The organism is Morganella sp. Je.2.23, assembly GCF_051129855.1.
In the GTDB taxonomy this organism is placed as follows: Bacteria; Pseudomonadota; Gammaproteobacteria; order Enterobacterales; family Enterobacteriaceae; genus Morganella; species Morganella sibonii.
This window is the reverse complement of the sequence record NZ_JBCPSQ010000005.1, coordinates 1-12,456: the sequence shown is the minus strand read 5'-3', so window position 1 is coordinate 12,456 and position 12,456 is coordinate 1. Positions and strand designations below refer to the sequence as shown.

General features: G+C 46.7%; 11 protein-coding genes. 3 read left to right on the top strand and 8 right to left on the bottom strand.

Features of this window, described 5'->3' with window-relative positions:
- Positions 1 to 355 precede the first annotated feature (355 nt).
- Entirely contained in the window at positions 356 to 919 is a 564-nt protein-coding gene (gene ahpC / locus AAZR23_RS15390) for an alkyl hydroperoxide reductase subunit C (protein ID WP_046895262.1), read from the top strand.
- An 86-nt stretch (positions 920 to 1,005) separates the two neighbouring features.
- Entirely contained in the window at positions 1,006 to 2,580 is a 1,575-nt protein-coding gene (gene ahpF / locus AAZR23_RS15385) for an alkyl hydroperoxide reductase subunit F (RefSeq protein ID WP_112550677.1), read from the top strand.
- A gap of 51 nt (positions 2,581 to 2,631) precedes the next feature.
- On the opposite strand, the gene yidZ is transcribed toward ahpF, so the two are convergent.
- A complete protein-coding gene (gene yidZ / locus AAZR23_RS15380; protein WP_166708681.1) occupies positions 2,632 to 3,597 on the bottom strand; it encodes an HTH-type transcriptional regulator YidZ in 966 nt (321 codons plus the stop codon).
- Positions 3,590 to 4,774: an MdtL family multidrug efflux MFS transporter gene (locus AAZR23_RS15375; RefSeq protein ID WP_218426831.1), complete on the bottom strand. Its 1,185-nt coding sequence runs from the start codon at positions 4,772 to 4,774 to the stop codon at positions 3,590 to 3,592. Before AAZR23_RS15375 ends, yidZ begins: the two co-directional genes overlap by 8 nt.
- Positions 4,775 to 5,242: 468 nt before the next feature.
- Here AAZR23_RS15375 and AAZR23_RS15370 point away from each other — a divergent pair, with 468 nt between their 5' ends.
- The gene (locus AAZR23_RS15370; protein ID WP_434693572.1) at positions 5,243 to 5,644 is read left to right on the top strand and encodes a hypothetical protein; all 402 of its coding nucleotides are present in this window, start codon (positions 5,243 to 5,245) and stop codon (positions 5,642 to 5,644) included.
- Between the two features lie 49 nt (positions 5,645 to 5,693).
- On the opposite strand, the gene AAZR23_RS15365 is transcribed toward AAZR23_RS15370, so the two are convergent.
- From AAZR23_RS15365 to AAZR23_RS15340, 6 genes are all read right to left on the bottom strand, one after another.
- On the bottom strand, positions 5,694 to 6,032 hold the full coding sequence (locus AAZR23_RS15365; RefSeq protein ID WP_218426835.1) for a sel1 repeat family protein: 339 nt from the start codon (positions 6,030 to 6,032) through the stop codon (positions 5,694 to 5,696).
- A gap of 36 nt (positions 6,033 to 6,068) precedes the next feature.
- Positions 6,069 to 6,539 carry a bactofilin family protein gene (locus tag AAZR23_RS15360; RefSeq protein ID WP_046895259.1) on the bottom strand — a complete coding sequence of 157 codons (471 nt, stop codon included), beginning with the start codon at positions 6,537 to 6,539 and terminating at the stop codon, positions 6,069 to 6,071.
- A gap of 169 nt (positions 6,540 to 6,708) precedes the next feature.
- Positions 6,709 to 6,894, bottom strand: coding sequence for a hypothetical protein (locus AAZR23_RS15355; protein WP_052926722.1), 186 nt, complete (start codon positions 6,892 to 6,894; stop codon positions 6,709 to 6,711).
- Between the two features lie 67 nt (positions 6,895 to 6,961).
- The gene (locus AAZR23_RS15350) at positions 6,962 to 7,264 is read right to left on the bottom strand and encodes a hypothetical protein (protein WP_243846908.1); all 303 of its coding nucleotides are present in this window, start codon (positions 7,262 to 7,264) and stop codon (positions 6,962 to 6,964) included.
- 352 nt (positions 7,265 to 7,616) lie between these two features.
- A complete protein-coding gene (locus tag AAZR23_RS15345) occupies positions 7,617 to 7,925 on the bottom strand; it encodes a helix-turn-helix domain-containing protein (protein ID WP_052926723.1) in 309 nt (102 codons plus the stop codon).
- 941 nt (positions 7,926 to 8,866) lie between these two features.
- On the bottom strand, positions 8,867 to 12,456 hold a 3,590-nt coding region (locus AAZR23_RS15340; protein WP_434693566.1), incomplete at its 5' end, for an invasin domain 3-containing protein.

Here is a 12,456-nt window from a genome sequence, read left to right as displayed (position 1 = left end):
TTAAAGCAGATTGGTCTACTTATGGCCAATGCCCAAAACCAGTTACGCCGTCAAAAAAAGAAGAGGGCATAATAAACACAGCGACCTTAAAATGAAAGCTGAAACGTCATCACGCCACTAATTTTTTGTTCATCTTTATTCATACATATCTTAACAATCATCCCCCTGATTGAATGCATTTTCAAACAGGAATGCGATCTTATTGTCCGTGCGCAATATCTGCCTTTTTGGCGCTGTAAACTATTAAAATAAATCCATTCTTAGGTAAAACCTATCACATCGATAGCAGCAAGCCATTGGCCTCCCCGCGCCGCTTCCCGTATTGTTATTTTCAACGAAACAGGAGGAATCATATATGTCTTTAATTAATACCCCAATCAAACCTTTCACAAACATGGCATTCAAAAACGGTGAATTCGTTGAAGTTACCGAAAAAGACACCGAAGGCAAATGGAGCATTTTCTTCTTTTATCCTGCTGACTTCACCTTTGTCTGCCCGACTGAGTTAGGTGACCTGGCTGACCATTACGACGAATTCCAGAAAATGGGCGTGGACATTTACTCTGTCTCCACTGACACCCATTTCACACACAAAGCATGGCACAGCAGCTCCGAAACCATCGGCAAAATCAAATATGCCATGATCGGCGACCCGACCGGCGCACTGACCCGTAACTTCGAAAATATGCGTGAACTGGAAGGTCTGGCTGACCGCGGTACATTCGTTGTTGACCCGCAGGGCATTATCCAGGCGATTGAAATTACTGCTGAAGGTATCGGCCGTGACGCATCTGACCTGCTGCGTAAAGTGAAAGCGGCTCAGTATGTTGCCAGCCATCCGGGTGAAGTCTGCCCTGCCAAATGGAAAGAAGGTGAAGCGACTCTGTCTCCGTCACTGGACCTGGTCGGTAAAATCTAAGCCACCTCTCCGTCTTCTTTCTTATTTACTGTTATCGGGTGCATTGCACCCGATTTTTTAAGGGAATAATCATGCTCGATAACACTATCCTCGATAACACCATGAAAGCGCAGCTTAAAGCGTATCTCGAAAAATTAACCCGTCCGGTTGAACTGGTATCAACCCTTGACGACAGTGCTAAGTCCGGTGAAATCAGGACATTATTACAGGAAATCGCTGCGTTATCGCCGAAAATTACCGTTCGTGAAGATAACAGCACCGGCGCGCGTAAGCCGTCATTCCTGATTGTAAATCCGGGACAGACTCAGGGTATCCGTTTTGCCGGTTCCCCGCTGGGTCATGAATTCACCTCACTGGTGTTAGCACTGTTACAAGTCGGCGGCCATCCGTCGAAAGAAGCACAGGAATTACTGGATCAGGTGCGTAATCTGGAAGGCGAATTCCGCTTTGAGACGTATTATTCGCTCTCCTGCCATAACTGCCCGGATGTGGTGCAGGCGCTGAACCTGATGGCGGTACTCAACCCGAATATCACTCATACCGCAATTGACGGCGGCCTGTTTCAGAATGAGATCACCGAACGCAATATCATGGGCGTTCCGGCAGTTTTCCTGAACGGTAACGAGTTCGGTCAGGGTCGTATGACACTGGCGGAAATCGTCAATAAAGTGGACAGTAATGCCGGTAAGCGTGCGGCTGACGCTCTGAATCAGCAGGCACCTTATGAAGTCCTGATTGTCGGCAGCGGCCCTGCCGGGGCATCCGCAGCCGTATATTCAGCCCGTAAGGGGATACGTACCGGGCTTATCGGTGAACGTTTCGGCGGCCAGGTGCTGGATACCGTGGATATTGAAAACTATATCTCCGTACCAAAAACAGAAGGCGCAAAACTGGCGGCAGCACTGAAAGTACACGTTGAAGATTACACCGCAGATGTGATTGATAATCAGAGCATCACAGCGCTGATCCCGGCCACGGAACCGGGCGGTCTGCATCAGTTACAGACAGCATCCGGTGCCACTCTGAAGGCACGCAGTGTCATTATCAGTACCGGTGCCCGCTGGCGTAATATGGGTGTTCCGGGTGAGCAGGAATACCGCACCAAAGGCGTGACTTATTGTCCGCACTGTGACGGCCCGCTGTTCAAAGGTAAATCTGTCGCGGTAATCGGCGGGGGTAACTCCGGCGCGGAAGCGGCTATCGACCTGGCCGGTGTGGTGGAACATGTCACACTGCTGGAGTTTGCCCCGGAACTGAAAGCTGATGCGGTGTTACAGCAGAAATTACGCAGCCTGGCAAACGTGGACATCATTGTGAATGCACAAACCACCGAAGTCCTCGGCGACGGCAGTAAAGTCACCGGATTACAGTACAAAGATCGCGTGTCCGGTGATATTCACAATCTGACACTCGCGGGAATTTTCGTTCAGATTGGCCTGCTGCCGAATACACAGTGGCTGAAAGGAACACTGGATCTGAACCCGATGGGTGAGATTGTGGTTGATGCCCGTAACGAAACCAGCATCAAAGGGGTGTTCGGTGCCGGTGACTGTACCACTGTTCCGTACAAACAAATTATTATCGCGGCAGGTGAAGGTGCCAAAGCGTCACTCAGTGCCTTTGATTACCTGATCCGCACCAGTACCAGAACCACTGAATAGTCCGCTGTTCAGTTGTTGTACCCAAAGGCATCCGGGGGCGGATGCCTTTTTTTATTCCCCGGTAAATGCCGTTACCCGCTGCCGGATCTGTTCGCGCAGCCAGCGGGTTTTCTGATTATGTGTATTACGCTTATGCCAGAGCATCAGAAACGGAATATCCAGCTGCCGGTAAAACGATTCCTCAAACGGCAGCGGACGGCATTCCAGATCCAGCTGAAATTTCGTCACATAGTGACGGCAGTAGCCCGGCGCACAAGTGATCAGTTCATGTCCCGGATGCGCGGCCATCTGCAAAGATTGTTCAAATGAAGAATAAGAGAGCCGGATCTGCCGGGAATGACCAAGATCATGCAGTAAATCATCCAGCGCCCACGGAATACGGTTCGCATATTCAGTACTGATATGCGGATATTTGATCAGATTACTGACTGTCCATGCTTCACTGAGCAGCGGATGCCCGCGCCGGATAAATGCCAGCGGCCTGTCCGTAAACAGCAGATCAAAATTAACAATATCCGGAATAGTACTGATACTTTCGCGTGATTTCGGGTAACTCTCACGCCCGAGCAGTCCGATATCCGCCTCTCCCGCGATCACCTCACTGAGCGAGTTATAATCCCAGTCACGGATGCTGACTGCTGATTCCGGATAGTGATGCAGAATACCGACTGCCAGATCATGCAACATCATCAGGTTCAGCGGCTCTTCCATCAGCAACCTGAACTGAACTCCTTTCGGGTTATCACTGCCGCGGATCTCCGCCACCGATTTCGCAGTATGCAGAAATTCCGGCAGCACACTTTCCAGCCGCAGCATCAGTGGTGTCGGAACCAGCCCCTGCGGGCTCCGGATAAACAGCGGATCATCAAACCAGGTGCGCAGTTTGGTCAGCGCTTTACTGACCGCGGAAGGGGTCACTGCAAGCCGCGCGGCAACCCGGCTCACACTCCGTTCTTCCAGCAGATACTGGAGGATAATAAGCAGATTTAAATCAAGACGGTGCAGGGGGTTATTCATAAAGCGACCGGCGCTCTCCGCTGCTGACAGGATATCGTTTCAGTAATATCGCACCTGCCACAGGGGTTGTCAGCAGAATAATCAGCAGCATCGTCACCGCACCGGTTTCCGCAGCCGCCATAAGCCGGATATAGAGTGAAGCAAAACTCAGCTGGGCAATAGCCAGCACTGAGCTGGCCACACCGGCGCGCTTTGCAAACGGAGACAGCGCCTGACTCATAATGATACCAAACATCAGTGAAAAACCGGCACCACACAAGGCAAATACGATCATCAGTATCAGCGTGTATTCCGCACCGGCCAGAAACAGGCTCAGCAATACCGCATTCAGCAGAAATAATCCCAGCGCAGTATATAAAATGGAATCAGTGCGGAAGAGGGACATTATTTTCGGCATGGAAAAAGAGACACTCATGCTGACCACGGCGAGCAACGCCATCGCCGCCGAAAACTGACCGGAGGTGAATTGCATCTGCCCCATCAGAATAATCGGTGAAACATTCACATAGGTCAGGATCACGGCCATACCTAAACAGGAAACCGCCAGCCGTGTCAGAAAAAAAGCATTCAGAAAGCTTTCCTGCTGTCTGTTTCCGGCAGACGGAATTATCTCTGTTGTCTGTTTATCCGGCCGGGTTTCCTTAATAAAGAACAGGCAAAAGAGAATACTCACAAGGGCATAACCCGCAGAAAAGTAAAACATCACAGACCAGTGAAAGTACCGCAGAATAATAAAGCCGATAACCGGGGCCAGCACCGGTGCAATACAGGTAATGCCATTCATCACAGAAAGGACTTTTGTTCTTGCCGGACCGGAAAGCACATCACGTAACAGGGCAAATGTCACTACATAGCAGAACCCGGCTCCGGCACCCTGAGCAAAACGGGCGCCGAAGAAAAACCCGGTTGTGGTTGCCGCTCCCGCAGCCACCGACGCCAGACAAAAAATAACGGCCCCGGCCAGTGCCACCGGCCTGCGTCCGATATGATCAGCACACCACCCGGCAATCAGCATCATCACCGCCATTCCGGCAAGATACACGGAGAAAGCAATATGCAGCGCACTCTCCGGCGCATTAAGATCTGCCGCAATCTGAGGAATACCGGTCAGATGCAGATCAACCCCGAGCGGGTACATCAGCACAATCCAGAAACTGAAAATCACATATTTAAGCATCACACCGTCCTTATCCGGGATTACCTGTGTGATTGTAACTATCTGTTTTTTATTACCCTACTGACGAATGGTAAAAGGGGATTTTCCGTTATGGAAAAGCGCGTTTCCTTCCGCGACACAACGGCATTCACGGGAACAAATACTTTTTTATTTGCTCAGCAGAAAAATACCGGTTATATATTATCGCTGAGACGGCCTGTTTATAATATGATATTTATTATCACTCCCGTAACGTGTATATAATGACATTTCCCGGCACAGTGTTTACTATACTGAGTCACACCACATTAAATAATGGAAATAACGCCACTCACTACATTTATCACTCCAATAACGAAAATCACAAACATGATATTATGTTTATTTCGTCACACTCTATTCATATACAAACACTACAAATATCCTTTAATGTATAGCCCTCTCTGTTTTTAAAATAAGATAAAAGACATACCCGCCAGAGGAGTTATTATGCGTTTTAAAACATTAATTCTGATTTCGGGATTACTGACCACACTATCCGGCTGTACCACCGCGTCACGGCAGGTACCGTCTCAGTCCGCACAACCTGCGGCAGAGCCGGCAAAACTGCTCCCGGCTCCGGCACAGAACTCCACCAGCAATAGCTGTATTGATGATATGTATCTGCTGCGTAAAACCAATGCCGGTGACTACCGTGTATTATCCGGTAAATACAGTGAAGTAATGAACGAATTTAATTTCCTGCGGGAAAATGAAAGTATCATGGATAATGATATTAAGATTTATATGAGAAACAGCCTGACTATAAAACTTGGTAAGGTATGCAGTGATATAAAGCTGAGTGCATTCCGTTCAATCAAGAAAAAATCCAGCCTGAATGCCGGCTCATAAACAAAAAAGGCTTGCAGTCAACACAAGCCTTTTTAATATCCGTTTACTATTACTCCGGATGCTTCCCGATAACCTCTCCGCAATACTCAGAAAACAGACGGAGAAATGAAAAGTAGTTTTTTTCATTATAATACTGAAGTGCCAGAAAGCGCTTTGCATCTGAATCACCTTTTCCGGCCGCAATAAGCAAATAGTATTTTCCTTTTTCAACATCTTTTTCCACACCATAACGCCCGGTAAGATACAGTGTTCCCATTAAAAACTGGGCATTTGTCTCTCCCTGCCCCGCTTTTATACTCAGCATTTCCATATATTGCGGTGGAGCTCCCGCAGAACAAAGTAACGGGACAAAAAGCATGGCAATCAGAACCCGTGAATATATTTTCATTTTCCTTTATCCGTTAACTGTGTGACGGGGTAAAGATTACTTTTGATTTATTGTCTTTTCTTTACCGGCAACAACGCTGTCAGGAGTCACTTTATTACTCTTATAAGGTTCGGACTGACCAACAAAACGCCCGCCGGTAATAATAGAAAATGTCTCAGCACGGCAAACACCATTAAGTTCGCCCTTTTGTAAAATTTCTGTATTTTTAGCGCAGCAGGTGCCCATCATAAGACCATTGACTGAAACATACTCCGCAGTCACATCGCCTTCAATAACACCTTTTTCCATAACAGAAACCTTAAAAGTACCGGCGTTGATATTTCCTTTTACTTTTCCGTATATTTCGATATTACCACCCGGCATAATATCCCCTGTAATTTCACAACCGCTTCCTACAATCGTAATACTCTTACCGGCAGGTTCGTTTTTTACCGGCTCAGCTTTTACCTGTTCCGTTTTTACGGGTTCTGCTTTATCTTTTTTGTCATCTTTACTGAATAGTGCCATAAAAAAACGCCTTCCTGTTGTGATTGAAAATAATACAAAGAGCAGAAAAAAATATATGCCCATATGAAAATACAATTCTCTCCCGGAAGAGAGAATAACTATCAGCACACTCCCCCAGAGAAGCCAGAGGCTATATAAATAAAAATGTATTTTCATTTGCTCAGCATCATTATACCTGCTGATATACAGGCACATCACTGATACAGTTTATATTGATCTGGATATGCACACCATTATCTTCATCAATATAAAAAACAACATTATCGCCATCATAATGATACTTAATATCACAATCCCGTTTAACAAATTTCTTCATAATATTTGCCAAATCGGTTTTCATATCATCAAAAATCATAATTCCTCCTGATGTACAGACTTAAAGTGACAATAAATAAATATAAACAGAACTGCATAAAGCGAACTTATGGTTTTTCATCATAGATAACCATGTAACTGCTGGTATTTAACAGGTTATTTTTTTGATTATTTTTCAGGTCTTTTTCCAGATCACCGTTAAATCCGGCCTGTGCATCATTTTCTGTGTTATCAAAAAAAGCCTGCCAGGCACCGGCAACCTCATCAGAATAAAACTGATCGCCGGATTCATCGCGCTGCACCGGAACTGCCGGTAATGAGCTGAACACATCACTGTGCGGAGCCCGGCTGCCGGGCGGTAATTTTCCGGCAGGTTCAGGCAGTATGGTCAGATCCATCGGAAACGGCATACCCCGTCTGCCGGATAAAAAACGATTCCTCAGATCATCCGGAGACACGGCGACAACTGCACCGATACCCTCTATTGTTTCCGATATCACCGGCTCAGATTGTTTGATAACCGGCTTCGATGCAGATGATACTGCGACTGAAACAGGAAAAATAAATGGTAAAGAAAACAGCAGATACAATCTTATTTTTTTCATATTAAACGTGTTATATGACTCAAACATAAATATGTCCCGGTCCCGGATGTTCAGAGTTAATGATGATAAAATAACTTATCAATAAGTACTTACGATATCCCCATCATAATGTTTTTATTCATTATTTCTGTATAAATATACTTTGTTATTGTTTAAATCATTTTCCGTAATCATTATAGTACGATTGTTCTATCCGTCCTTCGTGTTCACCGACCTTGTGGTGATAATAGCTGCCCAATACAGAGAATAAATTATTAACATCGTTTGGTGTCATTTGAAGTGCAGCAAAATAGCGCATAAGCATATCCAGGTTAAAACAATTCACACCTCTTTCGTAACGGGAAATCTGTTGCTGACTGATACTTAAAATTCTTGAAAGTTCAATCCCTGATAATCCGAGCTGCCGGCGTTTATTTTTAAGAGCTTGCCCTATTACACTGGAAATAGGATGAATATTTTTAATCACAAATCCTCCTGACGACTACATTACACTCTGACTGCTATTTTTATAAATAAAACAATACGAATCAGTATTCTGTTTTATATGCCATGTGAAATAATGATAATCTCTGAAAAGATAAATCAATATACTGCGTTTCCTTTTCTGTTTTCGGATACCTCCTCCCCTCAGATTAAGAGATCAGAATAGTAATACATTTACACTCCGGATGAGAGTAAAAATGCTATTTTCAGTATTGATTTTATTAAGTAGCTAACTATTTTATTGATAACAATATCACAACAGCAGAGATTAATGCTCTCTGCTATCCCGTGCACAAATAAACATTATCGTCACTGATATGTCAGCTGTATTTCTTTTTTATCACAGAGGGAATTGGTATTACAAGACGCTCCCGCAGATCATTTTGTCGCCATTTACCCGTTATCGTTAATAACCTTCTTTATATAATTTATTTTATTTTCATGTAAAGAGTAAATGACTTATGGCGGTGTGTGCAAATTTTTATTCACCTCTCCATTCAAAACTAACAATAGCTTAAACCTATCAATAAAAATTTATCCATATCTAAAAAATAGCATAATAAGTCAAATTTACTAATTACATCAGTAAGTTAAATTGAAGTGACTGTTTTTACACGATAAATGCGATTTATCCTAAATATCCCGCCCACTCCTCTCGCGATTACGTTTGAAGCACTCTGTTACAAAATAAGCATTTTTTATTACCTTTGCCACAAAACAGAATACGAACTTACAACATATTATTAAAACTTTATTCCTTAAAATAATACTAAATCAGATGACAAAACCAGAATATTATTCATATAAATCAATAACCACCAAGATAATTAACCATAATCATATCGTTATCACAAAATAAAGAAGCCACAGACATTTCTGTCTGTGGCTTTTATTATTGTTACTGATTAATAGTAACCTTTCTTATTAAGTTGGCTCAACTGATGATACTGTTCCTTTTGGTACTACCTCTACCTCATTATTAGCATCCACCACAATATCAAATACAATCCATTGTGCTTTTACAGGTACATTCGCGGCAGGAGCATCAAAGCTCATCATTCTCGACGTACCCGGCTTCAGGGTTAAATCCTTATTCAGGAAAATCTGTACCTTCGCTGTTGATAACCTGGTATCCGGACCAGAGTAGTTTTTAACAAAATAGGTATAAGTCCCCTGATGCGGTGATGTCATCGTAATGGTTTCGATACCCGGAGCAGCACGGTCATCCTTATCCAGTGATGCATCCGAACCTGCCGGAGATTTAGTACTAAAGTACACATGGTACCGTGCACCACCGCCGACACGCGGAACCATTAAGTGTGAATCCAGGTCTGCCGGATTTTCACTCCACTGCAGAATAATACGACCGAACTGAGTTCCCAGCGCCGGAGATAACGCAAACTTAAAGTTGGTATCCGCACCGCTCTTCACGACCATAAAGTCATCATAGTCGTCGTAATTATTCGCTGTGATCTTAACAGCATACTTCCCGCCGACAAGGTCAACCTTAAACTTACCGGTTGCATCCGTTGTCGTCTCGTACAGTAATTCGGTCCCATCTTCCGAGAAGATCTTAACGTGTGCTCCGTTAACCGGCTTATCTCCGGCTGCAACGGCGTCAATCACCAGCACTGACGTTGAGAACAGCTCTTCAAAGGAAACTTCCTTATCCGCTTTAACCGTCTGGCTTCCCTGTGCAGCACTGATCACAATGTCATAGACCGGTGTCTTGGTACTGGTCAGTTTGACAGTCGAGTTACCCGCTGCATCGGTCTGCTGTGAAGTCGCAGATAATTTAGCTGAAGTACCGGCCGTACTGGTCCAGTTAACGGTTACACCACTCACCGGGTTGCTGTTCGCATCACGGACTTCGGCAATAAATTCAAAGGAATCTGTACCGTTTGCAATCTTCCGTGTCAGCGCACCGTTAAGCTTCACGCTCGTGATAGTCGCTGTTGCGGCATCACCTGTCAGGCTGACTGTTACACCCGCAACCGGCAGTGCTGTTCCGTTAACCGTCACTGTCAGCGGAGCATCACCGGCTGTTTTCCCTTTCAGTGTCGCCGTATAGGTACCATCGCCATGATCCGTCACCGCACCAAAGGTGGTGTTGGCCAGGGTGGTACTGAACAGCACGGTCTGTCCGGAAACCAGGTTACCGTTAACGTCTTTCAGCGTCAGCTTCAGCGCCGAAGTCGCGGTGTTGTTTGCCACGATAGTCAGCGGGTCGGCTGTCAGGACAGATTTGTCCTTGTCCAGATTACTGCTGTCCGCCGTCAGTTTCACCGTGACCGGTGCAACAGCCAGTTCCGTACCGTTAACGGTGACTTTCAGTAACGCATCACCGGCGGTTTTCCCTTTCAGTGTGGCGGTATAGGTACCGTCCTGATTATCCTTCACTGCTCCGAAGGTGGTATTGGTCAGGGTGGTACTGAACAGCACGGTCTGTCCGGAAACCAGGTTGCCGTTAACGTCTTTCAGTGTCAGCTTCAGTGCTGACGTTGTGGTGTCGTTTGCCACGATAGTCAGCGGATCGGCTGTCAGGACAGATTTGTCCTTATCCAGCTTACTGCTGTCCGCCGTCAGTTTCACCGTTACCGGTGCAACGGCCAGTTCCGTACCGTTAACAGTGACTTTCAGTAACGCATCACCGGCGGTTTTCCCTTTCAGGGTCGCGGTATAGGTACCGTCCTGATTATCCTTCACTGCTCCGAAGGTGGTGTTGGCCAGCGTGGTACTGAACAGCACAGTCTGTCCGGAAACCGGGTTGTCGTTAACGTCTTTCAGCGTCAGCTTCAGCGTTGACGTCGTGGTGTCGTTTGCCACGATAGTCAGCGGATCGGCTGTCAGGACAGATTTATCCTTATCCAGCTTACTGCTGTCCGCCGTCAGTTTCACCGTGACCGGTGCAACGGCCAGCACAGTGCCGTTAACGGTGACTTTCAGTAACGCATCACCGGCGGTTTTCCCTTTCAGTGTGGCGGTATACGTACCATCCTGATTGTCCTTCACTGTTCCGAAGGTGGTGTTGGCCAGGGCGGTACTGAACAGTACGGTCTGTCCGGAAACCGGGTTGTCGTTAACGTCTTTCAGCGTCAGTGTCAGCGTGGATTCTGTCGCATTATCCGCCACGATAGTCAGCGGTGTTGCAGTCAGGACAGATTTATCCTTATCCAGCTTACTGCTGTCCGCTGTCAGTTTCACCGTGACCGGTGCCACCTCCAGTGCATTACCGCCCACAGTAACTTTAATCACTGCAGCCCCGGCCGTTTTTCCTTTCAGGGTCGCGGTATAGGTACCGTCCTGATTATCCTTCACTGTTCCGAACGTGGTATTGGCCAGTTCAGTGCTGAATAATACAGTCTGTCCGGTCACCGGGTTATTGTTGATATCTTTCAGCGTCAGTTTCACCACAGACGTCGTGGTGTCGTTTGCCACGATAGTCAGCGGATCTGCCGTCAGTGCCGACTTATCTTTGTCCAGGTTATCCTGGTCGCCGATCAGTTTCACTGTCACCGGTGTCACAGCCAGTTCAGCACTGTTTACCGTCACTTTCAGTAACGCATTACCGGCCGTTTTTCCTTTCAGAGTCGCGGTATAGGTTCCGTCCTGATTATCTTTCACCGTACTGAACGTCGTGTTGGCCAGACTGGTGCTGAACAATACCGTTTGTCCCGGAACCAGGTTGCCGTTGACGTCTTTCAGGGTCAGCGTCAGCGCGGACTCCGTGGTATTGTTTGCCACGATAGTCAGCGGTACAGCGATCAGCGAGGATTTATCCTTATCCAGCTTACTGCTGTCCGGGGTCAGGGTGACCGTTACCGGTGCAACTGCCAGCGCATTACCGCCCACAGTGACTTTAATCACTGCATCACCGGCCGTTTTCCCTTTCAGGGTCGCGGTATAGGTACCATCCTGATTATCTTTCACTGTTCCGAACGTGGTTCCGCCGAGCGTGGTACTGAACAGTACCGTCTGTCCGGACACCAGGTTACCGTTGACATCTTTCAGCGTCAGTGTCAGCGCGGATTCCGTCGCATTATCCGCCACAATACTCAGCGGAACCGCTGTCAGTACGGATTTGTCCTTATCCAGGTTCGTACTGTCAGCCGTCAGTTTCACCGTAACCGGAGCCACATTCAGCGCATTACCGCCCACAGTGACTTTAATCACTGCATCACCGGCCGTTTTCCCTTTCAGCGTCGCGGTATAGGTGCCGTCCTGATTATCCTTCACTGTTCCGAACGTCGTGTTGGCCAGCGTGGTACTAAACAGTACGGTCTGTCCGGAAACGAGGTTACCGTTGACATCTTTCAGCGTCAGTTTCAGCGTTGACGTCGTGCTGTCGTTTGCCACGATAGTCAGCGGTGCTGCTTCCAGGACAGATTTATCTTTATCCGGATTTGCGCTGTCCGGCGTCAGAACCACCGTTACCGGTGCAACTGACAGTCCGGTGCCGTTAACAATAACGGTCAGCGGTGCATTGCCGGATTTGGAGCCTTTCAGCGTCGCGG